At 68.4% G+C, this 23,622-nt stretch carries 19 protein-coding genes and 1 other annotated feature; of the genes, 5 read left to right on the forward strand and 14 right to left on the reverse strand.

Annotated elements, in window-relative coordinates:
* Window positions 1-87: 87 nt before the first annotated feature.
* Window positions 88-1,200 (forward strand): M20/M25/M40 family metallo-hydrolase, encoded by a 1,113-nt coding sequence (locus OXG79_01645; protein MCY3782470.1) that lies wholly within the window; start codon window positions 88-90, stop codon window positions 1,198-1,200.
* A gap of 21 nt (window positions 1,201-1,221) precedes the next feature.
* Here the strand turns inward: OXG79_01645 and OXG79_01650 are convergent, their stop codons facing one another.
* The 9 genes from OXG79_01650 to ilvB form a co-directional block, all read right to left on the reverse strand.
* The gene (locus OXG79_01650) at window positions 1,222-1,968 is read right to left on the reverse strand and encodes an anti-sigma factor (GenBank protein ID MCY3782471.1); all 747 of its coding nucleotides are present in this window, start codon (window positions 1,966-1,968) and stop codon (window positions 1,222-1,224) included.
* A 5-nt stretch (window positions 1,969-1,973) separates the two neighbouring features.
* Window positions 1,974-2,558 carry a sigma-70 family RNA polymerase sigma factor gene (locus OXG79_01655; GenBank protein ID MCY3782472.1) on the reverse strand — a complete coding sequence of 195 codons (585 nt, stop codon included), beginning with the start codon at window positions 2,556-2,558 and terminating at the stop codon, window positions 1,974-1,976.
* 208 nt (window positions 2,559-2,766) lie between these two features.
* Complete coding sequence (gene cimA, locus OXG79_01660) at window positions 2,767-4,341, reverse strand: citramalate synthase (protein ID MCY3782473.1); 1,575 nt, start codon at window positions 4,339-4,341, stop codon at window positions 2,767-2,769.
* Window positions 4,342-4,582: 241 nt separating this feature from the next.
* The gene (locus tag OXG79_01665; protein ID MCY3782474.1) at window positions 4,583-5,194 is read right to left on the reverse strand and encodes a 3-isopropylmalate dehydratase small subunit; all 612 of its coding nucleotides are present in this window, start codon (window positions 5,192-5,194) and stop codon (window positions 4,583-4,585) included.
* The gene (gene leuC / locus OXG79_01670; protein ID MCY3782475.1) at window positions 5,191-6,597 is read right to left on the reverse strand and encodes a 3-isopropylmalate dehydratase large subunit; all 1,407 of its coding nucleotides are present in this window, start codon (window positions 6,595-6,597) and stop codon (window positions 5,191-5,193) included. The genes OXG79_01665 and leuC overlap by 4 nt, the downstream gene beginning before the upstream one ends.
* A gap of 9 nt (window positions 6,598-6,606) precedes the next feature.
* The gene (locus OXG79_01675; protein MCY3782476.1) at window positions 6,607-8,181 is read right to left on the reverse strand and encodes a 2-isopropylmalate synthase; all 1,575 of its coding nucleotides are present in this window, start codon (window positions 8,179-8,181) and stop codon (window positions 6,607-6,609) included.
* A 149-nt stretch (window positions 8,182-8,330) separates the two neighbouring features.
* Window positions 8,331-9,335 (reverse strand): ketol-acid reductoisomerase, encoded by a 1,005-nt coding sequence (gene ilvC, locus OXG79_01680; GenBank protein ID MCY3782477.1) that lies wholly within the window; start codon window positions 9,333-9,335, stop codon window positions 8,331-8,333.
* Entirely contained in the window at window positions 9,328-9,849 is a 522-nt protein-coding gene (gene ilvN / locus OXG79_01685; GenBank protein MCY3782478.1) for an acetolactate synthase small subunit, read from the reverse strand. Before ilvN ends, ilvC begins: the two co-directional genes overlap by 8 nt.
* Window positions 9,846-11,567 carry a biosynthetic-type acetolactate synthase large subunit gene (gene ilvB, locus OXG79_01690; GenBank protein ID MCY3782479.1) on the reverse strand — a complete coding sequence of 574 codons (1,722 nt, stop codon included), beginning with the start codon at window positions 11,565-11,567 and terminating at the stop codon, window positions 9,846-9,848. Before ilvB ends, ilvN begins: the two co-directional genes overlap by 4 nt.
* 204 nt (window positions 11,568-11,771) lie before the next feature.
* Window positions 11,772-11,987: a binding site (T-box leader), on the reverse strand.
* Window positions 11,988-12,274: 287 nt separating this feature from the next.
* On the opposite strand from ilvB, the gene OXG79_01695 reads away from it, so the two are divergent.
* The gene (locus OXG79_01695) at window positions 12,275-12,919 is read left to right on the forward strand and encodes a ribonuclease H-like domain-containing protein (GenBank protein MCY3782480.1); all 645 of its coding nucleotides are present in this window, start codon (window positions 12,275-12,277) and stop codon (window positions 12,917-12,919) included.
* Between the two features lie 210 nt (window positions 12,920-13,129).
* On the opposite strand, the gene OXG79_01700 is transcribed toward OXG79_01695, so the two are convergent.
* From OXG79_01700 to OXG79_01710, 3 genes are all read right to left on the reverse strand, one after another.
* Window positions 13,130-13,363 carry a hypothetical protein gene (locus OXG79_01700; GenBank protein ID MCY3782481.1) on the reverse strand — a complete coding sequence of 78 codons (234 nt, stop codon included), beginning with the start codon at window positions 13,361-13,363 and terminating at the stop codon, window positions 13,130-13,132.
* A gap of 188 nt (window positions 13,364-13,551) precedes the next feature.
* Complete coding sequence (gene coaBC / locus OXG79_01705) at window positions 13,552-14,748, reverse strand: bifunctional phosphopantothenoylcysteine decarboxylase/phosphopantothenate--cysteine ligase CoaBC (protein MCY3782482.1); 1,197 nt, start codon at window positions 14,746-14,748, stop codon at window positions 13,552-13,554.
* Window positions 14,745-15,509: a type III pantothenate kinase gene (locus OXG79_01710; protein ID MCY3782483.1), complete on the reverse strand. Its 765-nt coding sequence runs from the start codon at window positions 15,507-15,509 to the stop codon at window positions 14,745-14,747. The genes coaBC and OXG79_01710 overlap by 4 nt, the downstream gene beginning before the upstream one ends.
* Before the next feature lie 474 nt (window positions 15,510-15,983).
* Here OXG79_01710 and OXG79_01715 point away from each other — a divergent pair, with 474 nt between their 5' ends.
* A complete protein-coding gene (locus OXG79_01715) occupies window positions 15,984-16,817 on the forward strand; it encodes a creatininase family protein (protein MCY3782484.1) in 834 nt (277 codons plus the stop codon).
* Window positions 16,814-17,650, forward strand: a complete 837-nt coding sequence (locus OXG79_01720) for a creatininase family protein (GenBank protein ID MCY3782485.1) — start codon at window positions 16,814-16,816, stop codon at window positions 17,648-17,650. Before OXG79_01715 ends, OXG79_01720 begins: the two co-directional genes overlap by 4 nt.
* 206 nt (window positions 17,651-17,856) lie before the next feature.
* On the opposite strand, the gene OXG79_01725 is transcribed toward OXG79_01720, so the two are convergent.
* Together OXG79_01725 and OXG79_01730 are read right to left on the reverse strand one after the other, a co-directional pair.
* Window positions 17,857-19,716: an AAA family ATPase gene (locus tag OXG79_01725; GenBank protein ID MCY3782486.1), complete on the reverse strand. Its 1,860-nt coding sequence runs from the start codon at window positions 19,714-19,716 to the stop codon at window positions 17,857-17,859.
* A 272-nt stretch (window positions 19,717-19,988) separates the two neighbouring features.
* Complete coding sequence (locus tag OXG79_01730; protein ID MCY3782487.1) at window positions 19,989-22,370, reverse strand: AAA family ATPase; 2,382 nt, start codon at window positions 22,368-22,370, stop codon at window positions 19,989-19,991.
* Window positions 22,371-22,532: 162 nt separating this feature from the next.
* On the opposite strand from OXG79_01730, the gene OXG79_01735 reads away from it, so the two are divergent.
* On the forward strand, window positions 22,533-23,477 hold the full coding sequence (locus tag OXG79_01735) for a D-2-hydroxyacid dehydrogenase (protein MCY3782488.1): 945 nt from the start codon (window positions 22,533-22,535) through the stop codon (window positions 23,475-23,477).
* Window positions 23,478-23,622 lie beyond the last annotated feature (145 nt).

Consider the following 23,622-nt stretch of genomic DNA (forward strand, 5'->3'; position numbering starts at 1 on the left):
GGATTGGGGTGCGGACCATGGCCAGATTTGCATCTGACCCAAGGTTCCGGGGCCGACTGTCCGGTTGCCGCGCGTGGGAGCAGGTCTATGCCTGAAAGCCCGGGCCTCGTGCCGATCAACTGGGACCGCCTGCTAGAGAACTTCGTCGACATGCTGTCGGTCGACAGCTACTACGGCGACGAGGAGCGCGTGGCGGCGATCATTCGACCCACGCTGGAGCCGCTGGGCATCCGATTTCGCAATGATGCGGCGGGGAACCTGATCGGGTCCTGGCCGGGCCGTGGGCGCGGCGACGGCCTGATCATGCTCAACGCGCACATGGACACCGTGCAGCCGACGCCGGGCATGCGGCCCGTGGTGGACGCCGACGGGGTGCGCTCCGACGGGTCGAGCGTGCTGGGCGCTGACGACAAGGCCGGGCTGGCGGCAATCATCGAGGCGGTTCGCGCGGTTGACGAAGCCGGATTGGATCACGCGCCGATCGAGCTCGTGATAACCGTGGGCGAGGAGTTGGGCCACATCGGGTCGAAGGCGTTCGACCCGGCGTCCATCGACGCTCGCACCGCATTCGTATTCGACGCCGGCGGGCCGGTTGGCACGGTGGTCATGCGCGCGCCGGGGCAGATTCGCTGCACGGCCACGCTGCACGGGCGGGCGGCGCACGCGGGGATCGAGCCCGAATTGGGCATCAGCGCCATCAGCCTGCTGGCGCGGGCGGTGGACCGAATGCCGCTGGGGCGGATCGACGACGAGACCACGGCCAACATCGGGCGCATCGAGGGCGGTCAGCAGTCGAACATCGTCGCGCCCACGGCGCGCATCGAGGCCGAGGCGCGCAGTCTCAGCGAGGACCGGCTGGCCGGGCAGATTGACGCGATGCGGAAGGCCGTAGCCGACGCGGCGGCCGACCTTGGTGGCTCCTTTGACTTCGAGGAGCACCGCTTCTACGTCGCCTATCAATTGGCCGAGAGCGAGCCGGCCGTTGGGCTGGCGGACCGCGCCATCGAGGCGTCCGGCCTCACGCCGCGGCACGTCAGCACCGGCGGCGGCAGCGACGCCCACGAGTTCAACCTCAACGGCATCACCTCGGTATGCTTGGGGGTCGGCTACATCGACGTGCACACCACCGACGAATTCATGCCGCACGAGGCCCTGCGATACATCACCCAAGTCGCGGCGCAACTCATCACGCAGGCCTGAGCCGCACCGCACGCTCGACTGTTACTGCGGCATCGTCCCGTGGAGCATGGCGGGACCGGTTGGGCCGCTCGGAGTTTCGTGCATCGGCTCCTCGGTGACCTCGAACGCGTGGAACACCTGCACCGGGTGGTCGCTCACCACCAGCACCACCGCGCTGCCCGCGTGGTCGGTCTTGAAGTTGGCGCCGCTGACGCGATCGCCGCTCTCATGCACCATCCAGAAGTGATAGATGTGCTGGTCGCGCGGGGCGTGCAGGCCGTCCACCACGAGCATGACCTCAGAGCCCGCGTCGTCGAAGATCAGTTGCGCCCAGGCGTCGTCGGCCCCCGGCATGCCGTTCAGCGTGACGATGTGGGGTTGCTCCGCATGGATGCCGACGAGCGCGGCGCTCTGGGCCGACAGCTCGCCCTGCATGTCATCAACCGTCTGCTGCAGGTCGCCGACTCTGAGCGTGAGGACGATGACGGCTGCGACCGCCGCCGCGCCGACCGTGGACATGCCCGCAAATCCCAGCACCGGCCATGACGGCATTCGCCATCGCCGCCTGGGAGGCTCGGCGACCACCAGCACTCGGCCACGCAGTCTTGGTGGAGGAGCCTGGGCGCCCGCGTCGAGGGCCAACGTCTCAAGCGCCTGGCGCACGGCCTCCGCTTCGCGGCGCAGCGCGGGATCGCGCGCCAGGACGGCCTCGAGCTCATGGGCCTCGGACGCGCTGAGGTCATCCAGCGCGTAGCCGGTGATGAGGTCGTGAATGTCCGGTGAGGCCATGAGCGCTAGCCCAGCAGGTCCTGGTCGCCCAGGCGTTCGCGCAATTTGCGCAAGCCGGCCCTCGTGCGCGTCTTGACCGTGCCCAAGGGCACGTCCAGACGCTTCGAGATTTCCGATTGGGTGTAGCCGAAATAGGCCAGCCAGAGCACGTCCTGCTCGGTCTGACTGAGGCCCCGGATCGCCTCGCGCAGCTTCTGCCGCCGCTCGGCGAGCCACGCGTGCTCCCACGGGGCGGGCTCGCCGTCGGCCGGCTGGCGAGCATCGAGATCGACCTCGTAGGGATAGAGCTGGGGACGGGCGCTGGCGGCGCGAATCGTGTCGGTGATGCGGTTGCGCGCGATGCGGAGCACCCAGGCAGCGAGCGAGCCGCGCGCCTCGTCGAACTGGTGGCGGCGCGTCCAGACCTGCATGAACACGTCCTGGACGACATCCTCGGCGACGGCCTGCGGAAAGGCACGCCGCGCCATCGACCAGACCGTCGGGCTCAGCAAGTCGTAGACCCCGCCCAGTGCGTCCGGCTCGTTGCGCACGAGCCGACGCCCGAGGATCGCGTCGGGGCGTTCGGCCGGTTCCGTGCGTTCGCTAGTCATGCGCGCTGGGGCTAGAGTGCCACGCCGGTCGACCGGACCCTTAGCGAGGCGTCGCGGGCCGGCAAGGCCCGGGAGCTCGGCGGCGAGCGCAGCGCCGGTCACGTGGCTGAAGCTCGCGGCGTCCGTGGCGCCCGAATTCGATCACGACTCGACGGCATATGCGGCAGCGCGGCGGCGAGGCGCCGTATGTCGGGGGGTTCGTGGACTGCTACGTAGGTTTCGCCACCGTGGATTGGCTGCCGCGCGCCCGGAGCAGGGCGTACTCGTAGCTGTCTTTCAGCGCCAGCCACGAAGCCTCGATGATGTTGGCCGAGCTGCCCACGGTGCCCCACTCCCCATCGCCGTCGGACGACTGGATGAGGACGCGCACCGCCGCGTCCGTGGCAGCGCTGGAGTTGAGGATGCGGACCTTGTAGTCGGCCAGGTGCATGGCGCCCAGCTCGGGGAAGAACCGCTCCAGCGCCTTGCGGGCGGCGCGGTCGAGCGCGCTGACGGGGCCGTTGCCCTCGGCGGCGGTGTGGAAGATCTCGTCGCCCACGCGAATCTTCACCATGGCCTCGGAGAGCATGTCGCGCCCGCCGCGGGTCTCCGCCAGGACGAGGAAGTCCACGAAGGCAAACGGCGGCTCGTAGTCCCCGGACAGTCGTCGCAGCAGGAGCTCGAACGACGCTTCGGCGCCCTCGAACTGGAAGCCGCGCTCTTCGAGCGTCTTCAACTCGTCGACGACCTGCGCGGCGTCGGTGTCGGAGCCGAGGCCCAACGCGTCGGCGCGGGCCACGACCGAGCTGCGCCCGGCCAGCTCCGAAATGAGGATGCGGGAGTCGTTGCCGACCAGCAGCGGGTCGATGTGCTGATAGGCATCGCTGTGCTTGCGCATGCCGCTGCCGTGATAGCCGGCCTTGTGCGCGAAGGCGCTGTGGCCGGCGAACGGCGTCTGCGGATCAAGCGTCACGTTGGCGATCTCGGCGATATAGCGCGCCAACGCGGCGGTCTGTTGCAGCTGCGCGGCGGCGACGCAGTCGTGGCCCAGCTTGAGCTGGAGCGTCGGGATCAGCGTGAGCAGGTTGGCGTTGCCGCAGCGCTCGCCGAGACCGTTGGCCGTGCCCTGGACTTGGCGGGCGCCGGACTCGACGCCGGCCAGGGCGTTGGCCTCGGCCAAGTCCAAATCGTCGTGGGTGTGAATGCCCAGCGGCAGCTCGGTCCAGGCCGCGGCCGCCAAGACGCCGTCCCTGATTCCGGACGGCAGCGATCCGCCGTTGGTGTCGCAGAGCACCAGCCAGTCGGCGTCGGCCGCGGCGCGTACGCACTGTTCCACGTAGGCGCGATCGTGGTTGAGGCCGTCGAAGTAGTGCTCGGCGTCCACGATGACCTCGCGGCCGGCGTCCTTGAGGAAGGCCACCGAGTCGCGAATCATCGCCAGGTTCTCGTCGGGCGTGGTCTCGAGCACATTCTCAGCCTGGAAGCGCGAGAACTTGGCCACGATGGTGACGGTCGGCGTCTCGCAGGCCACAAGCGACTGCAAGTTGTCATCCGCCTCGGCCCGGATGCCCTTGTAGCGCGTGGCGCCAAACGCGGTGATGCGTGCGTGCTTCCAGGATCGCTCGGCGGCGCGGGTGAAGAACTCGCGGTCCTTGGGGTTCGATCCCGGGAAGCCGCCTTCGATGTAATGCACGCCGTAGGCATCGAGGCGCTCGGCGATGCGGAGCTTGTCCTCGGCGGAAAACGAGATGCCCTCGGTCTGCGCGCCGTCGCGCAGCGTGGTGTCGTAGAGCGAGAGTTGCATACGGAAGTTCCTCGGCAAGTCTGGAGGGTTGAGAACCCGAACGGGCGTGGGCCGGGGCCCACCGGCCGGCGGTTCGGCTAGCGAGCCGCCACGCGGACTGCCGCGGCAATGTCGACCGCGCCCGTGAACATGGACTTCACGGGTCGCGGAGATTCCTTGCGTCGGGCAGTCATGGACTCGGGCCTGTCTCGATCAGTGGGGCGGGCGCTGCCGCCGAGGGCATTGTAAGGCCTGCTGGCGCTCATTCGGAGGCCGGGAATCCGGTGAGGTACGGCAGGCGGGCGCTGGTCGCTCGGACTTCGTCGGTGTTTTCGAGAAGCTGTCCCAGGGCGTCCCAGCGGCCCGTCAGGAAGCTGGCGCGGGCGCTGGCGGGGACGGTGGCCGGGTAGGCGCCCTGGTCCGTCACCACACGCTCTGCCTCGATATCGATGGCGAGCTCGGCGTCCGGTGCTTCGTCCAGCAACGCTTGCAGCGATTCGACGTGCTCGGGATCCATCGTCACGCAAGGCAGGCCGATCGTCACGCAGTTGCCAAAGAAGATCTCCGCAAAGCTCTCGCCGACGATTGCCCGAATGCCGCGACGAAGCAGCGCCTGCGGCGCATGCTCGCGGCTTGACCCGCAGCCGAAATTCTCGTTCACGACCAGCACGCCGGCGCCGGCGAAGCGCGGGTCGTCCAGCGGGTGCGCGCCGTCAAGGGCACGGCGGTCGTCCTCGAACGCGTGCGGGCCGAGCCCCTCGAACGTGATCTCCCGCAGATAGCGCGCCGGGATGATCCGGTCGGTGTCGATGTCGTTGCCCCGCACCGGCACGCCGCGGCCCACGATGCGGGCGATGACGGCCCCCTCGCTCATGACGCCACCATTTGCCGCACGTCGGCAACCTCGCCGGCCAGCGCCGCGGCAGCGACCATGGCCGGACTCATGAGCAGCGTGCGGCCCGTGGGGCTGCCCTGGCGGCCCTTGAAGTTTCGGTTGCTGGACGAGGCGCAAACCTGGTCGCCCTGCAGCTTGTCCGGGTTCATGGCCAGGCACATGGAGCAGCCGGCTTCGCGCCATTCGAAGCCGGCCTCCTGGAAAATCTCGTGCAGACCGGCGGCCTCGGCCTCGGCGCGAATGCGCTGCGAGCCGGGAACGACCAACGCCTTGACGCCGTCGGCGACACGCCCGCCCTGGGCCACGCGCGCGGCCTCGTGCAGGTCGCTGAGCCGGGCGTTGGTGCACGAACCGACGAATGCCACGTCGATGGGAATGCCGGCAATGGAGCGTCCGGGCTCGAGGGACATGTGCTCCAGGGCCTCCTGCGCAGCTGCGCGGCCGGGTCCGTCGAGCGCTTCGAGGGACGGCACCACGTCGTCGACGCCCGTGACCTGGCCCGGGTTGATGCCCCAGGTGACCATCGGGGCAATGTCGGCGCCGTCCATGGTCACGACGTCGTCATAGTTTGCGTCGGGACTTGAGGCGAGCGAGCGCCACCACGCGGCCGCCCGCTGAAACTCGTCGCCGGCCGGCGCGAACTCGCGGCCCTCGATGTACGCCTCGGTGGTGGCGTCAGGGTTGACGTAGCCCACGCGCGCGCCGCCCTCGATGGACATGTTGCAGATCGTCATGCGCTCGTCCATGGACATGGAGTCGAGCACCGCGCCGCCGTACTCATAGGCGTAGCCCACGCCGCCCTGCACGCCGAGGCTGCCGATGATGTGCAGGATCACGTCCTTGGCGAAGACACCCTCGCTGAGCCGACCATTGATCTCAATTCGGCGCAGCTTGGGCTTCGCCACCGACATGCACTGGGTGGCCAGCACGTCGCGCACCTGCGACGTGCCGACGCCGAACGCCACCGCGCCGAACGCGCCGTGGGTGCTGGTGTGGCTGTCGCCGCAGGCGATGGTCATGCCCGGCTGGGTGAGGCCAAGCTCCGGCCCGATGACGTGCACGATGCCCTGACGACCGGTCGACCGATCGAAGAACGGCAAGTCGTTGACCCGCACGTTCTCTTCGATGGCGGCGAACATCTGCTCGGCCATACCGTCGGCGTAGGGCCGCTGCTGCGCGTCGGTGGGGATGATGTGATCCACCGTGGCGAACGTCCGCTCGGGATAGCGCACCCGCAGGCCGCGCTCGGCCAGCATCTGGAAGGCCTGTGGACTGGTGACCTCGTGCACCAGGTGAAGACCGATGAAGAGCTGCGTTTCGCCGTTGGGGAGACGCCGCACCGTGTGCAGGTCCCAAACGGTGTCCAGCAAGGTGTTGGCCATCGTCGTCTCCTAATCCTCGCTCGTCGGCGCGTGCACGATGGCCTGCGCCTCGGGCGTGGCCGACCAGTCCTTGCCCAAGCCGGCCAGCATCCGGTTGAGCGCATTGATATAGGCCTGCGCGCTCGCGACCAGGATGTCCGTGTCGGCGCCGTGGCCGTTGAAGACCTTGGCGTCGGCTTCGATACGAATCGTCACCTCGCCGATGGCGTCGATGCCGCTGGTGACGGCATTGACGGAGAACTCAATGAGACGGTTGGGCACGCCGACGATGCGGTTGATGGCCTGGTAGATGGCATGGACCGGGCCGTCGCCGATGGCCGCGTCCGAGAACTCGGTGCCGTCGTCCGACAGCAGGCGCACGGTGGCCGTGGGCATGGAGCCGGTTCCGGCGCTGACCTGGACGTGCTGCAGCACGAACGCCTGGTGGAACGCCTCGCGCTGCCGCTGCTGCGCGATGGCCTCGAGATCGCGGTCGGTGACCTGCTTCTTGCGGTCGGCAATGTCCTTGAAGGCGCGAAACACCTCCATGAACTCGTCCTCTTCCAGGGCATAGCCCATGGATTCCAGGCGGTCGCGCACCGCGTGCCGGCCGGAGGTCTTGCCCAGGACGATGCTGCTGTCGCTCACGCCCACGTCGGCGGGATGCATGATCTCGAACGTCGTGCGCTCCTTGAGCATGCCGTCCTGGTGCAGGCCGGAGGCATGCGCGAAGGCATTGCCGCCGATGATGGCCTTGTTGGGCGGCACCAGCATGCCCATGAAGTTGGACACGAGGCGACTGGTGCGGGCGAGCTCCTTCGTGTCCAGGCGCGTATCGGCTTGAAAGTACTCCCGCCGCGTGCGCAGCGCCATGGCGATCTCTTCCAGGGCTGAATTGCCGGCGCGCTCGCCAACGCCGTTGATGGTGCACTCGACCTGCCGGGCGCCGGCCCGCACCGCCGCCAGCGAGTTGGCGACCGATTGGCCCAGATCATCATGGCAGTGCACCGAAAGCACCACGTCGTCGATCCCCGGCGTGTTCTCGGTGACGTAGGCCACCATGCGGCCGAACTCTTCGGGCTGCGCGTAGCCGACCGTGTCGGGGAAGTTGACGACCGTGGCGCCGGCTTCGATGGCCGCCGCGAAGATGCGGCAGACGAAGTCCAGATCCGAGCGCGTGGCGTCCATGGCCGAAAACTCGATGTGCGAGGTGAATTGGCGCGCGTAGGACACGGCGTCCTGCGTCAGATCGAGCACGTGCTCGCGCCGCGCGCGCAGCTGATGCTGGATGTGAATGTCGGAGGTCGAGATCACGATGTGCAGCAGCGGGTTGGCGGCCGGCTCCAGCGCCTGCCAGGTGCTGTCGATCTGCTCGCGCTTGAATCCGCTCAGGGCGGCGATTTCGACCTCGCGCAGCTCTTGCGCCAAGAGCTGGACGGCCCTGAAGTCGCCGGGCGAGGTGTGCGGAAAGCCGGCCTCGATGACGTCGACGTTCAGTCGCGCGAGCTGCCGGCCAATCTCCAGCTTCTCGTCGATGGTCAGCGCGCCGCCGGCGGCTTGCTCGCCGTCGCGCAGCGTCGTGTCAAATATTCGGATGTGTCGCATCGGTCAAACCCTCGGTCAGTGTTGTGGGCGGTCGCGGGACGACCGCGTCTACGCTCCCTAGCTCCCCTCTCGCAGCGGAGAGGGGCCCGGAAGCGCAAGTTCTAGGGCCCTGCGGGCGGTGACGAGGGTCACCATGTCGATGCGACGTTTCACTCGCGAGTCTTTGGCAGCCAGTCCATCATACTGCGCAATTCGCCGCCGACACGCTCCAACTCGTGATTCAAGTCGGCATTGCGCAAGGCGTTGTATGCCGGACGGCCCGCCTGGTTCTCCAGGATCCAGTTCCGAGCGAAGGTGCCGTCCTGAATCTCGGTGAGCAGCTGGCGCATCACCTGCCGTGAATTCTCGTTGACCACACGCGGGCCCGAGACCAGGTCGCCGTACTCGGCGGTGTCGCTGACCGAGTGCCGCATGTAGGTGAGACCGCCCTGGTAGATCAGGTCCACGATCAGCTTCAACTCGTGCAAGCACTCGAAGTAGGCCAGCCGCGGGTCATAGCCGGCCTCGACCAAGGTGTCGAAGGCCGCCTTGATGAGCGCCGTGGTGCCGCCGCACAAGACGCTCTGCTCGCCGAAGAGGTCGGTCTCCGTCTCGTCCTTGAAGGTCGTCTCGATGAGGCCGGCCTTCGCCGCGCCCAGCGCCTTGGCGTAGGACAACGCCACCTCTCGCGCGCGGCCTGAGGCGTCCTGCGCCACGGCGATCAGCGCGGGCACGCCGACTTCCTGCTCGAACATGTCGCGCACGATGTGACCGGGGCCCTTGGGCGCCACCATGACCACGTCGATCTCCCGCGGCGGGATGATCTGGCCGTAGTGAATGTTGAAGCCGTGGGCGAACATGAGCGCCTGCCCGGCCTTGAGGTTGGGCCGGATCTGGGTATCGAACGCCTCGGCCTGGGTTTGGTCGGGCAGCGCGATCATGGTGGCGTCGGAGACGGCGACGGCCTCGTCGGTGTCCAGCACGACCAGGTCGGCGTCCTCGGCGCGCTCACGCGAGGAGCTGGCGGGCCGCAGGCCCACCACGACGTCGACGCCGGAATCTCGCAGGTTCAGCGCGTGCGCGTGACCCTGGCTGCCGTAGCCGAGCACGGCGACCTTCTTACCCTCCAGCTCGTCGGAGGTGATGTCGGACTCGTAAAGGACTTTGCTATCCACGTGCGCTCCCATTCCGCGAGGTCTTGGTCCCGCGCGCCATAGCGACGATGCCGGTGCGCGTCAACTCGTCGATGCCGTATTCGGCGATTACGTCCAGGAATCGGTCGATTGTCTCGGAAACTCCCGTGATCTGGACAATCATGCTGTCTCGGCCAACGTCCACGATCTCGCCGTGGAAGATGCTGGCAATGTCGGCCAGGCCGGGTCGGTCCTCCGGCGACACGCGCACGCGCACCAGCGCCGTCTCCGTCTGCACGGCGGACACGTCGGTGAGATCGCGGACCGTGATGACCTCCACCAGCTTGTAGAGCTGCTTCTCAAACTGCTTGACCTCGTCGTCCGTGCCTCGGACCTCGATGGTCATGCGGGAATAGCCCGGCTCTTCGCAATTCCCGACGGCCAGGCTGGCGATGTTGAATCCGCGCCGGCGGAACATGCTGGCCACGCGGGTGAGGACACCTGGATGGTCGGCCACCATGGCCACGAGCGTGTGGCTGCGGCTGGTTCCGTTCATCGCGGGTCCTCGATCACGCTGCGGACGCCGGTGCCCGGCACGATCATGGGATAGACGTTCTCGACGCGGTCGACGTGCACGTCCAGCACGACCGGTCCGTCGTAGGCGTGGGCGTCGGCGATGGCTTCGTGCAGCTCGTCGCGCGAGCTCACCGAGACGCCGCGCAGGCCGAACGCTTCGGCCACCTTGGCGAAGTCGGGATTGTCGAGGAACGCGCCCATGTAGCGGCCTTCGTAGAAGAACTGCTGCCACTGGCGAATCATGCCCAGGTGCGCGTTGTTGAGGATGGCGACCTTGACCGGGATCTTCTCCGCGGCCAGCGTGTTGAACTCCTGGATGTTGATCAGCAGGCCGCCGTCGCCGGTGACGCACCAGACGGGCTCGCCGGGCGCGCCCATCTGCACGCCCATGGCCGCGGGCAGGGCGTAGCCCATCGGGCCAAGGCCCCCGGCGCTGAAGAAGCGGCGCGGCTTCTCATACCAGAAGTGCTGCGAGGCCCACATTTGGTTCTGGCCCACGTCGGCGATGACGCGCGCATCGCCGCCCGAAGCGTCGTAGATCGACCGCACGACCTCCTGCGGCAGCACCGTGTCGGGGCTGTCGGGAATGTCGAGCGAGGGGTGGTTCTCGCGCCACTCGTTGAGCTGCGCGATCCACGGGCGCCGCTCGCGATGCTCGATGAGCGGATTCAAGGCCTGGAGGGTGAGCTTGAGATCGCCCACGATCGGCACCTCGGTGTCGAGCACCTTGCCGATCTCAGCCGGATCGACGTCGATGTGCACGACCTTGGCGTTGGGGCCGAACTCGTCGACCTTGCCCACGGCGCGGTCGTCGAAACGCACGCCCAACCCGATGATGCAGTCGGTCTCGCCCATGGCGAAGTTGGCATAGGCCAACCCGTGCATGCCGAGCATGCCGAAGGACAGCGGGTGGGTCTCGGGGAAGCCGCCGACGCCGTGCAGCGTGGTCACCACCGGGACGTTGCCGCCCGTGGCCAGCTCGAAGAGCTCGGGCGCGGCGCCGGAGATGTCGACGCCGTGGCCGGCCATGATCATGGGCCGCTCGGACGCGTTGATGACCTCCGCCGCGCGGCGCACCATCTTGAGGTTGCCGGCGCGGACGGGACGGTAGCCCCGGAGATTCACCCGGTCCGGCGCCGGAACTGTGGTTTCCTCCAGGAACACGTCCTTGGGCACGTCCACCACGACGGGGCCGGGGCGGCCGGACTTGGCCAGGTAGAAGGCCTCAGCCATGACGCGCGGAAGCTCGTCGGCATGCATCACCAGGTAGTTGTGCTTGGTGATGGGAATGCTGATGCCCGTGATGTCGGTTTCCTGGAAGGCGTCGGAGCCGATGGCCGGACGCGCGACCTGGCCCGTGATGTAGACCACGGGCACCGAGTCCATGTGGTCGTTGGCCATGCTGGTGACGAGGTTGGTCGCCCCAGGGCCCGAGGTGCTCGTGGCCACGCCGACCTTGCCGGTGGCCCGCGCATAGCCGTTGGCCGCGAATCCGGCGCCCTGCTCATGGCGCGCCAGCACGTGGCGGATGCGGTCCTGGTAGTGGTAGAGCGAGTCGTAGAACGGCAGCGAGGCGCCGCCGGGCATGCCGAAGATCACGTCGATGTCCTCGGCCAGGATGGCTTCGCAGATCACCTGGCCGCCCGAGCGGGCGGGCACGGCGCCGTTGGTCGAGCCGTTGGATTCAGAGGCGGTCATATGGGAGTGCTCCTGTCAGTGTCGAAGAGTTGCGGGATCGAGGGGGAGCCGCGAACCGGCGCGCTATCGCCGGTTCGCGCCGCCTACCGCGACAGGCAGCGCCCAACCAAGCGGCTCGCCGGCGCGAGCGGCTCGGCCATCGTGGCTCGGACCTGCCGTCACGTGATCGTTCATCCTGTCCTCGGCACGTACAAAAGCCCGTCCCCTGGGGACGGGCTCAACCCGCGGTACCACCCCGATTGCCCGGCATACGCCGGGCCACTCGGCGCCCCGCTAACGGTGGGCGACCGGGCCGGCCTCCCCGTGGATCGACCGACCGGCTCGGGGGCGACCTTCGGTCCCCACAACCCGCTGGCTCGCACCGTCTCCAGCTCGCTCAGGGTTGGAGGGGGACCTACTCTTCCCCGTCAACGCCGTTGGCTTTTCGGCTCCCGCCACGCGCCGACAAGCGGCCGCTTGACAGGTTCGGCTCCAACGTATCAGGCGGTTGGGAGCTGGGCAAGACTTTTGCTCGAAGGATTCGGGGCGGTCCTATTGGGTTGGGCACTGCCTTTCTCTCCCGAGGGCTGGTCAGGAATCGCCGGCACCACCGCCCATTGCCGGCTCCTTAAGATTCCTCGCCTTCGGCTCGGAATGACAGGACGTGGGGCGGAGTGACTGGGTTGTCGCGCGCGTGGGGCCGCCGCGCGATCCCGCATAATGCGCGGATGCCTGCGACTCCCGACCCACCCCCCGGCGACCGGCGCTACGTGGTGTGGGATGTCGAGACGCTGCGGCTGAGCTACGAAGTCCCGGGCGGTTGGCGCCGCATCAGAGACTTCGGCCTGGCGGTGGCGGTAACCATCGACGACCAGGGCATGCAGAAGTCCTGGGAAGAACCCGAGGCCGGCGCGCTCATCGAGTATCTTGAAGGATTCCCCCACGTGGTCGGCTTCAACTCGCTGCGATTCGATTGCGAAGTGATGACGGCGTACGGACCCGTCGACACGCTGCGCGAACGCAGCCTGGACCTACTGGCCGCCATTCAGAGCGTCACCGGCCGCCGCCGCGGGCTGAGCCTGCAAAACCTCGCGCGGACGATGTTCGGTCAGGAGAAGACGCTGGAGGACGGCACGGAGGCGGTTCGGCTGTGGCGGACCGGGCGCCCGGACGATCGGCAGCGCGTGATCGACTACTGCGCGCAGGACGTGGTGCTCACGCGGCGGATCCTGGATTTCGGGATTGCCAACGGCTACGTGCTGGCGCCGGTGCCCGATGTCAATAACCGCGGCGAGCCCGTGGGGGTGCAGGTGCCCGTGACGTGGGGGGAACTGTCCGGACTGGCCGGCGGAGCGACGGAGTCCGAGTCCTAGTCGGGCGTGCTGCCTCGCCCTTGAACATCCCTGCCCGGCGAGTAGGCGGCGCGACATGCATGCCCCCAATTCGTTCGCCCTGAGCTTGTCGAAGGGCCGTTCATGGTTCGACAAGCTCACCACGAACGGCTTGGGGCGGGCTTCACGAGTTGATTCAGAGATTCCTTAGAACGGATTGGGGCGCGGCCTAGGGGCTGATTCGCAGCTTTCCTAGCCGAAGATCACGAGCGCCGCCACCGTGCCGGTTACGGCGCCGATCGCCGCGCCCATGACCAGGGCCACCAGCATCCACATGGCGCCCGAAGGACCGGGGGCAGGGGCGGATGGGAGCGGCGACGCCTCCGCGGACCTGCGGCGGCTGCCGGGCTGATTCACGTCGTCGGCGCCGATGAGCCGCGGTTGGTCGAGTTCCGTTTCCGCCCGGACAGCGCGACGCTCGCTCATGTCGCAGGCTATCACGGGGGTATTTCGGACCCGTGCCGACAGACTCACGCGAGTCTGCCAGTCGCGCATGGCCTTTGCGCCGCAGCATGAGGCCCCACCATTGGCGGGTGCTCTCGATTCGTCAGGCGACGTGCGGACCTGGATTCCGGCCTCCGCCGGAATGACGGAACCAAAATCACCCACTACGGCTATTTCGCGTCGATCAGCTCTTGCACCAGATCGAGCACGGCGTCGGCCACCGCCGCCTTGCTCCGCAGCGAAACTTCGCGGCGCCCGCCGCCGCGGGTGAGCATGGTGACCGCGTTGGTGGCGGCGGCGAAGCCGCGATCGTCACCCGCCACGTCGTTGACCACCACCGCGTCGAGCTCCAGCTCGTGAAGCTTGGCCCGGGCATTGGCTTCGTGGTCGTCGGTCTCCGCGGCGAAGGCCACCCGCACGAAATCGCCGCTGAGCGCCGCCAGCAGACTCGGATTCTCCACCAATCCAACCGTGGGCACGCCGGCGCGGCGCTTGATTTTGCCCGCCGACTGCTCGGCCGGACGGAAATCGCCCACCGCGGCGTTCATGATGAGGGCGTCGCAATCTTGGGTCGCGGCTTGCAGGGCTTCCAACATGGCGCCGGCCGACTCCACCTGTTGAGTCGTGACGCCATAGGGCGGATCCACGGTTGCCGCGCCAATCACGAGCCGCACGTCGGCCCCGCGCTCGACCGCGGCGCGGGCAAGGGCCACGCCCTGGCGACCCGTGGCGCGGTTTCCGATATAGCGCACGGGGTCCATGAACTCACGGGTCCCCCCGGCAGAGACCACGATCGAGCGGCCCGCCAGCGGCCCGGACCGCCCCAGCACGAGCCGCACGGCATCGACGAGGGTTTCCGTAGGCGGCAACCGGCCCTGTCCGGTCGCTCCCGACGCGAGCCGCCCCTCGTCCGGCGGGACGACGTGCACCCCGCGGCCTTGCAGGGCGTCGAGGTTGGCTTGCGTGGCGGGATGCGCCAGCATGCCGGGCTCCATCGCGGGCGCGACCACCAGCGGAGCGGCGCTGACCAGCGCGATCTCCGTGACCGCGTCCTCGGCCAGACCGAGCGCCAGACGCGCGATGGTGGTCGCGGTGGCCGGGGCGATGACGACGACGTCGGCCGCGCGGCCCAGCTCGACGTGGGCGATGCGATGCTCGGGCGTCATTGGCGTGTCCGCCGTGACGACCTGGCGCTGGGTGAGCGCCTCGAAGGTCATCGGCGCGACGAATTGCTCGGCGCTTCGCGAGAGCGCCACATCCACCTGCGCGCCGGACTGCGTGAGCGCGCTGGCCAGCTCGGCCGCCTTGTAGGCGGCGATGCTGCCGGTGACGCCGAGGACGACCCGCGCGCCCGCCAGCACGCTCATTCGCCCGTCATTGCCTGGTGAATGCGGGCCAGGCCCTTCAGCGTGAGGTCGGCGTCCACGCGCTCGAATCCCCCCACGTCCGCGGCGAGCCGGGCCGCCAGACCGCCGGTAGCGACGACCTTCCAGGGTCCGCCGGGCTCGGCGGTGAGCCGACCGATCACGCCGCGCGCGAGCTCCACGTAGCCCCAGTAGACGCCGGCGCGCATCGCATCGACCGTGTTGCGACCCACGAGCCCTTCCGGCCGTTCGATGTCAATCTTCGGCAATTGTGCCCCCGAGGCCGTGAGCGCCTCGCCGAGCGCTCGGATGCCTGGCGCGATGACGACGCCGCGCAGGTCGCCCTGGGCATCGACCACGTCGAAGGTGGTGACGCTGCCGAGGTCGGCGACGATGACCGGCCCTCCGACCTCCTCGCGCGCGGCGACGGCGTTGGCCACGCGGTCGACGCCCACCTGCGCCGGCTCATCGACGCGCAGCCGGATTCCCGGCACCGCTTCGGCGCGCACGACGACGGGCGGCGTCGTTGTGACCGCGGCCAGGGCATCGCTGATGCGCGGCGTCAGGGCCGGAACCACGGAGCCAACGACGGCGTGGACGATTGGGCCGGCATCGACGTAGGCCAGCATCGCTCGCAGCAGGTCGGCGAACTCGTTCTCGGTGCGATTGAGGTCGCTGTGCAACGCCCAGCGCGCTCGGACCGTGGCGTCGTCGATGACGCCGCACGTGACGTCGGTATTACCAATGTCGACAGCCAGAATCACCGTTGCGGCCTACCTGTCGGTCGCGGGTCATGTTGCTTGCTCGGGCGTCCGACCCGCTCCGGCTTTGCTCGCATTCACCCTCACCCTAACCCTCTCCCATCAAGGGAGAGGGAACCTGATCGTACTCCCGCTACGGAGACCCTTGCGTAACCATTCGTCATTCCCGCGCAGGCGGGAATCCACCCCTCATTGAACCTGGGGGCGGAAAGGGTGCGCCCGGTCATCCCCAAGCCCGTCAGGATTTCGCAAGGATCTCCGCTACGGAAGAGGGGACCGGGCGGCTCTCGCGTTGGGGGAAAAGGGACCGGACCGTCGCCCCGGCGTGGAAGAGGTGGATGGAACGCAGTTTCAGCTACGCCACAGGACGGGAACGATCTGAGGGACTAAGAAGCGCCTGAAGCTGAGCGGCGTGACCCACGGCTCACCTGTCGGGCCAAGGTTATGATAGCCGTCGCTCGCCGCCACCCTCCCTGCATGGCTGACCTTCCACGATCCCTGCGACTGACCCACATGACCTGGCCCGAGGTCAAGGCGGCGCGCGACGGAGTGCGGCTGGTCGCAATCCCGCTGGGGTCCATCGAGCAGCACGGACCGAATACCTCGCTCGACACCGATCTCGTCATCGCGGAGGACCTGACGCTGCGCCTGGCGGAGCGCTTTCACCCGCAGATTCTGGTCGCACCGACCATTCCCTACGGCATGTCGGCCTATCACATGGGCTTTCCCGGCACCGTCACGCTGCGTGCGCAGACCTATCTGCACGTGATCGAGGACAACGTGACGTCGCTGCTGCATCACGGGTTCGATTCGTTCCTCTTTACCAACTGGCACACCGGCAACGAGTCCGCCCTGATCCTGGCGCTGCAAACCTTGCCCGCGCGGCTGCCGGTGCGGTTCATGGCCGGCATCTCGCTCTATGACCTGGAAGACGAGACGCTCGCCAAGCGCATCATGCAGTCGGGCACCGGAGGCCACGCCGACGAGTTGGAAACGGCGGAGCTGCTGGCGGTGCGTCCGGACCGGGTGAAGACTGGCGCGCTGGAGGCCGCAGCCCTGCGCGGCGGCCTGCGCTCGCCGCGCAATCGCTTCTGGCGTCGCGGCATCCGCATGAATACCGATTTCTCCGACTTCACCGCCAACGGCGCGGTCGGCGACGCCCGGCTGGCGACGGTGGAGGACGGTCGCGAGATGATCGAGGCGATCGAGCGGCGCGCCGACGAATTGATCGAGCAGTTGCTGGAGGCGCCGGAAGAGCTGATTGCGCAGGGGCGGCTGCTGCGGTGGCGCGATGGGACGGGCGGCGCATGACCGCCGCGCCGCAGCCGCCAATGGTCCTGGCCCAGCAGTCGTGGTCGGAGCTTGCGTCGGTGTTGAATGACATCGAGTTGGTGCTCATCCCGATCGGATCCACCGAGCAGCACGGGCCGAACCTGGGTCTGGGGCAGGATCACTTGATCGCGCAGGCGTTCTGCGAGCTGGCCGCCGAGCGGCTGCGCCCGCGCCTGCTGTCGACGCCGGCGATTCCGTGGGGCATCTCCGATCACCACATGAACTTTCCCGGCAGCATGACGCTGCGGCCGGAGACGTTCCTGGACCTGCTGGAGGACGTGATCAACAGCCTGGTCCACCACGGCTTGCGTCGGTTTCTGCTGGTGAACGGCCACGGCGGCAACAAAGCGCTGGCCGGCGCCGCCATCCAGGACTTTGGCATGCGGCTGGACGTGGACTTCGTGGGCGCGGTTTCTCACGGCATGCTCGACCCCGAGGAGGCGCAGGCTTCGATCCGCGGGGACTTGCCGACCGGACACGCGGACGAGTTCGAGACGTCGTACGCCTACTACCTGGACCCGACGCTCGTACGCGAGGGCGCCCTGGTCCGCGCCGAGATGGACGAGCGCTTCTACGCCTTCCGCATGAAGCTGGCCGAGTTCGACCTGGAATGGCCGAATCCCGAAGGCGCGCTAACCCGCAACGGGGCGCTGGGCGACGCGACCCGCGGCACGCGCGAGGCCGGCGAGGCCCTGATCGAAGGGGCGATTGCCGAGCTTGGGGAAATGGTGGGATTCCTGCGCGAGCACGCACCGCGATGGAATGGCCCGCCAAACGGCCAGCTGCGGTGGGGGCGCCGCGAGAGAGGCTAGCGGCTCGGTCGGGCGCGGTGCATGTGGCTTCCCAGGCTGCACGCAGCCCGGGCCACCGGCCATGTCATCCCGAACGGAGTGAGGGATCTAAGGCGTTGTGCTTATTCGCAGCCGCTTAGATTCCTCGCTGCGCTCGGAATGACAAGGCGGCGGCTTGGAACGACAGGAAGGACGCCCCGCCCCCTCCGCCAGGGTCGAGACGCGACCTAGTCGGACCCGCGTTCCTCGCTTGGCGCGCCGTTGTCCGAGGAGGAGCCGTTCGGACCACTTGCGCCATTCGAAGCGTCGTCGCTGCCGAAGACGTAGGGCTCGGGCGCGGAGACGCCGGCCGTCACCAGCACGGGCGGCTCGGGCAGCGCCTTGGGCTCGTTGCCGGCGGCGATCATCTCGTCGTAGCGCGTGACCATGTCCTCGACGTCCTGGCCGTCGACCTCATCCTGGTCGATGAGCAGTTGCGCCAGGTCGTGCATGGCGCCGGAGTACTGCGTGAGCAAGGACTTCACCTTGCGGTACTCCTGGTCCAGGATCTGGTCGATCTTGCGCTTCATGTCGGGCGCCGTGGCGGACACGGCCGGGCCGAACGGCAGGGTCGAGTAGAAGCTCCCGTCCATGCCCCACACGCTGAGCATGTGGAAGGCCATGTGCGTGGCGTGCGCGAAGTCGGACGTGACGCCCACGGTCGGCGAGCCGATGAACAGCTCCTCCGCCGCGCGGCTGGCCAGCGACACCTGGATGCTGGCGAGCAACTCCTCGCGCACCAGCACGCGCTTTTCCTCGACCGGCTTGTAGGCGGCCAGGCCGAGGGCGCTGCCGTGCCGAATGATGGTGACCTTGGTGAGCCGCTCCCAGTGCTTGAGCTTGACCTGGGCGATGGCGTGCCCGGCCTCGTGGTAGGCGAGGCGGCGGCGGTCTTCCTGCGTGAGGCCGCGGATCGGCTCGCGCAGGCCCCATTCGTGGTTCTCACGCGCGCGTGAGAAGTCGGCGTAGGAGATGGCGTCGCGGCCGTCGAAGTGGGCGTGGATCACGGCCTCGTTGAGGACGTATTTGATCGCGACCGGGGTGTAGTCGATGGTGTCGTTGCCCATGCGGTCGATGGGCATCTCTTCGTGCCGCACCTTCGCCAGGTAGTACTCGATGATGTCTTTGCGGCCTTCGAAGTCGGGCTTGTCGACGTGGATCTTGCGGTCGAACCGGCCGGGCCGCAGCAGCGCCTGGTCGAGCACGGAGGCGATGTTCGTGGCGCCGACGGTGAGCACCGGCGGCGGCAGCGCGCGGCCTTTCTTGAGGCCAAGCGTGCGCAGCAGCCGCGAGAACATGCCGCTGTCGAAGTTGGGCGGGTCCATCTGCAGCAGCAGCTCGTTGAGCAGCCCCAGCCCGCCGCCGCCAAACATGCCGCCCATGCCCATGCCCATGCCCATGCCGCCGCCCGTCTGGCTGGTGCGGGAGGTGCCAATGGCGTCGATCTCGTCGATGAAGACAATGCAGCCGCCATGGCGCCGGGCCAGCTTGCGCGCCTTGCCGTAGAGCATGCGGACGCGCAGCGGGCCGATGCCGATGAACATGGCTTGCAGGCTCGGGGCGGAGAGGTAGCCGAACGGCAACCCGGCCTCGCTGGCCATGACCTGCGCCAGATAGCTCTTGCCGGTTCCGGGCGGTCCCTCGAGCAGCAGCCCGCGGATGGTCTCACCGCCCATGCGCTTGAACTCGCGCACGCCGCGCAGCAGTGTCACCACGCGCCGCGCGACCTCCAGGATCTGATCGTTGCCCCGGTAGTCCGAGAACCACACGCCGGTCTCGCCCGGCTGCACCCAATAGGTCCGGCCTCGCCCCAGGATGTAGAACAGCGCGCCGAACTGGACGATCAGGAACATCATCGCGAACAGCAACTGCGCGATGAACTGCAGGATCCCGACCGTGATCTCGGTGGCCTGGGTCAGCCCCAGCAGCAGCGCACCCGTGATGACCAGGTAGAGCGTGATCGCGCGCCAGTTCTCGCGCACGAAGGTCAGCGGGCTCCGCCGGGCGGCGGCGCGTCGCCGAATATCAGAGTCGATGGTCATGCCCATGCCGGCGTCTCCCCCCGAGCGTGGCCTCTGGCGCGTCGCTCGCGGCGCGCACCATGCCGCCTGGCGATGAACGACGAGTATACCCGCGGAGGCGGCGCCAAAGGTGACGATACGCACGTAGCGACGACGAACTTGCTGGTCGAGTGGTTGGAGAACCGCCGAATCGTCAAGGGCCCCGTGGCTTCCGTGCGTCCCGATTCCGTCAATAGTCCCTACGGCTGGCTCGGGGCGAACGGATTGAGGCGACCGCCATCAACCAAGGCGGACGATCCCTAGCGGGCGGGTCCGTCGTGCCAGCGGCGGCCAAACAGGGCCAGACGCGCCTGCACCATGCCGAAGACCGAGTCGGGGTGATAACGCCTGCTCGCGGCGGCGGACCCGGCGCGCACGCCCGTGAGCAACTCAATACCGCCGCCAATCGTATCCGTGGTGTAGACGTGGAACTCCCCGGCGTCGATGGCCTTGGCCACGTCCCACCGCAGCGTGAGGTGCCTGGCGTTCGCCGCCGGCAGCAGCACGCCCTGCGCCCCGGTGAGCCCGCGCCGGCGGCAGAGATCGAAGAACCCCTCGACCTTCTGCGTTACGCCGCCGACGGCCTGGACCTGGCCGTGTTGATTCACTGAGCCCGTCACGGCCACGTCCTGGCGCAGCGGCAAACCGCTGAGGCTCGAGAGCAACGCGTAGAGCTCGGCGGAGGAGGCGCTGTCGCCCTCGATGCCGCCGTAGGACTGCTCGAAGACCAGGGTGGCGCTGAGGCTGAGCGGCCCCTCGATCCCGAACGTGCCGCTCACGAACCCGGACAGGATCATGGCGCCCTTGTCGTGGATGGGCCCGGTGAGCTTGGCCTCGCGATCGATGCTGAGCACGCCGTCGCGTCCGGGGTAAGTGCGCGCCGAGATGCGGTGCACCTGGCCGAACTCGTGGCCGCCCAGGCCGACGACGGACAGACCATTGACCTGCCCGACCGCCGCGCCTTCGATCTCCACCATCACGGTGCCGTCGGCGATCCGGTCGCGGATCTTCTCCTCGGTGAGGTTGCTGCGGCGGATGCGCTCGTCGATCGACGACCAGACGTGCTCCTCGGCGACCACGTCGGCCCCCGCCCGGCGCGCCCAGTGCCCGGCTTCCCGGATGATGTCGCTGAGATCGCCAAACCGGGTGGACAGGCGGCGGCGGTCCTGCGCCAATCGCACGCCTTCCTCGACCACGCGCGCGACGGCCGTGCGGTCGAAATGCGGCAAGTCTTCGTCGTGACAGCGGGCGGCGATGAACCGGGCATAGCGGTTCATGTTGGCGTCGTTGAGCTCGATCTCGGTGTCGAACTCGGCGCGGACTTTGAACAGGTCGCCGAAGTCGGGATCCACGTCGTGGAGCAGGTAGTAGACCCACGGCGCGCCCACCAGCGCGACTTTGACATCCAGCGGAACGGGCTCGGGATCGAGACGCGCCGGTGGAGCCAACCCAAAGCCCTCCGCCGCGGTTTCGATGCGGATCACCTGATCGCGCAGCGCCCGCTTGAGCCCGTCATACGCGGCCACGTTGGGGAGCACGTCCTCCGCCTGCACGACCAGGAACCCACCGTTCGCCGCGTGGAGCGCGCCGGGCTTGATCATGGTGAAGTCGGTGGAGACGACGCCCATGGTCTGGCGCTGCTCGATCTGGCCGAAGAGGTTGGGGTAGGTGGGGTGTCCTTCGCGGACCAACGGCGCCCCGCTGTCGGGGGCATGGGTCACGAGCACGTTGACCTGATAGGGCACGAGGGGGTCGGCCGGGCGGCGCGCCGTGCGGTCCGGCGTCGCGTCGCCGTCCTCGCTCTCGCGGAAGACTTCGAAGTTCTCGGTCGCATGCCGTTCGACCGCGAGCAAGTACGCCGTGACGCCATCGTGGCTGCGGTAGGCCTCGCGCAGATCTTCGAGCAGCGGCCGGACGACGCTGCGCGCCACGTCGACGTTGAGCGCGTGCAGTTGGTCGCGCGCCTGGCGTTGTCGCCGGCGGAGCGCCCGCATGGTGTCCGCCAGGGCGCCGTCCACGACCTGCCGGGCTTGCTGAATGGCGCTGCGCTCGGACTCCGGCAGTTGCCGCAGCGCCTCCGGCGTCAGCGGCTGACCGTCGCGCACCGCGGCCACGCTGAGGCCCACCGGCGTCTGGACGATGGCAAGGCCGGAAGCCTGGGCGCGACGGTTCAGGTCCTGCAGCGCTGCCTGCCGCTCCGCCTGTTCAAGCTGCGCGATGCCGCGCCGCTGCGCCTCGTATTCATCGGTGGCAAAGGCCCGCGCCATCTCGACTTGGAGCGCTTCGACCAAGTCGGCCATATGCCGCCGAAATTCCGGCGCGGCGCCCGGCGGCAGTCGCAGCGCACGCGGGCGGTGCGGCTCGTCGAAGTTGTGGACGTAGCACCAATCGGGCGGGGTGGGACGGCCGTCCGCCACGGCGCGCAGTCGCTCGAAGATCATGGACGTGCGCCCGGTGCCCGGAAGCCCCATGGCGAAGATGTTGAATCCGGGACTGCGGATGTCCACGCCGAACTCCAACGATCGCTCGGCGCGCTCCTGGCCGATCAACGCGTCCGGCCGCTCGAGCTCGGCGGTGGACTCGAAGCTCAGCGTGTCCGGATCGCACGTCCAACGCACCGCCTCGGCGGATAGCTCGGTCACGCCCGAGGGCAGGGCGCGCGTGTCGTGGCGAACGGGATCGGAATGCAGCGGGGCGCCCTCGGGGTGGAACGCGGCGAAGTCTAGCAGTGGCCCCGGCGGCGGCCGCCTACACTGGCGGGCGTGCGCCGCAGCGCCGGAGAAACTGAGGACGCCTTGAACGTTGTGATCGACTACCCGATGGGCACCAGCGCCGACTGGGATCCCTTGCGTACCGAGTTTCCGGACGACGACTTTGCCTGGGCCGCCGAGCTCGACGCCTCACTCCCCGCCCTGCGCGATGCGGAGGTGATCGGCGCCGCGCGACCGCTCGGTCCCGGCGTCCTCGACGCGGCGCCGAACGTGCGCTGGGTCCAGGTCTTTTCCGCTGGCGTCGAGGCGTACCTGGAATCTCCGGGCCTCAAGGAACGCGACCTGGTGTTGACCAATGTGAAGGTGGTGCTGGGTACCCATGTGGCCGAAACCGGCATCGCCCTGCTCACGGGACTCTCGCGCGGCATCGGGCCGGCGGTGCTGGCCCAGCGGGAGCATCGCTGGGATCCGTCGATCCAGGTGGACGAGCTGACCGGCAAGCGGGCGCTGGTGGTCGGCGCGGGCGGCATCGGCCGCGCGCTGGCCCGCCGGCTGGACGGCCTCGAGGTCGAGGTCCGCGCCGTGGACATCTACCCGCAGGAGCCGGACGACTACATCCGCGAGGTGCGGCCGGTGAGCGAGATGCCCGCCATGCTGCCCGACACCGACATCCTGGCGATCTGCTGCCCCAGCACGGCCGAGACCCAGCGTCTGATTGACAAGAGCGTCTTCGACCTCTTGCCCGACGAGGCCTACCTGATCAACATCTCGCGCGGCGCGGTGGTGGACACGCCGGCGCTCGTCGCGGCGCTGCGCGGCGGCAGGCTGCGCGGCGCGGGTCTCGACGTGCTCGACCAGGAGCCGCCGCCGCCCGATCACCCGATCTGGAGCTTTCCCAACGTGATGATCACGCCACACAACGGCGGGGCGTCGCCCATGCGCGTGGTCCGGATCCGCGAGTTCTTCGCGAGCAACCTGCGCCGCTATAAGGCGGGCGAGCCGCTGGAGAACGTGGTGGACGTCGAAGCCGGATTCTGAGGCGGGGCGGAGGCTTCCAGGATTCACCGGACTGGATTCCGGCCTCCGGAGACCTTTGCAGAATCCAGCCCGAATTGGGGATGACCGGGCGCATCCTGTCCGCCCCCAGGTTCAATGAAGGGTGGATTCCCGCCTTCGCGGGAAT

Source organism: Chloroflexota bacterium (assembly GCA_026706485.1).
Classification (GTDB): domain Bacteria; phylum Chloroflexota; class UBA11872; order UBA11872; family UBA11872; genus JAJECS01.

Excerpts from the sequence above, each read along its gene's own strand:
- OXG79_01645 (MCY3782470.1), top strand. The coding sequence starts at position 88 with ATGCCTGAAAGCCCGGGCCTCGTGCCGATCAACTGGGACCGCCTGCTA.
- OXG79_01650 (MCY3782471.1), bottom strand. The coding sequence starts at position 1,968 with ATGGCCTCACCGGACATTCACGACCTCATCACCGGCTACGCGCTGGAT.
- OXG79_01655 (MCY3782472.1), bottom strand. The coding sequence starts at position 2,558 with ATGACTAGCGAACGCACGGAACCGGCCGAACGCCCCGACGCGATCCTC.
- cimA (MCY3782473.1), bottom strand. The coding sequence starts at position 4,341 with ATGCAACTCTCGCTCTACGACACCACGCTGCGCGACGGCGCGCAGACC.
- OXG79_01665 (MCY3782474.1), bottom strand. The coding sequence starts at position 5,194 with ATGAGCGAGGGGGCCGTCATCGCCCGCATCGTGGGCCGCGGCGTGCCG.
- leuC (MCY3782475.1), bottom strand. The coding sequence starts at position 6,597 with ATGGCCAACACCTTGCTGGACACCGTTTGGGACCTGCACACGGTGCGG.
- OXG79_01675 (MCY3782476.1), bottom strand. The coding sequence starts at position 8,181 with ATGCGACACATCCGAATATTTGACACGACGCTGCGCGACGGCGAGCAA.
- ilvN (MCY3782478.1), bottom strand. The coding sequence starts at position 9,849 with ATGAACGGAACCAGCCGCAGCCACACGCTCGTGGCCATGGTGGCCGAC.
- ilvB (MCY3782479.1), bottom strand. The coding sequence starts at position 11,567 with ATGACCGCCTCTGAATCCAACGGCTCGACCAACGGCGCCGTGCCCGCC.
- OXG79_01695 (MCY3782480.1), top strand. The coding sequence starts at position 12,275 with ATGCCTGCGACTCCCGACCCACCCCCCGGCGACCGGCGCTACGTGGTG.
- OXG79_01700 (MCY3782481.1), bottom strand. The coding sequence starts at position 13,363 with ATGAGCGAGCGTCGCGCTGTCCGGGCGGAAACGGAACTCGACCAACCG.
- coaBC (MCY3782482.1), bottom strand. The coding sequence starts at position 14,748 with ATGAGCGTGCTGGCGGGCGCGCGGGTCGTCCTCGGCGTCACCGGCAGC.
- OXG79_01715 (MCY3782484.1), top strand. The coding sequence starts at position 15,984 with ATGGCTGACCTTCCACGATCCCTGCGACTGACCCACATGACCTGGCCC.
- OXG79_01720 (MCY3782485.1), top strand. The coding sequence starts at position 16,814 with ATGACCGCCGCGCCGCAGCCGCCAATGGTCCTGGCCCAGCAGTCGTGG.
- OXG79_01725 (MCY3782486.1), bottom strand. The coding sequence starts at position 19,716 with ATGGGCATGACCATCGACTCTGATATTCGGCGACGCGCCGCCGCCCGG.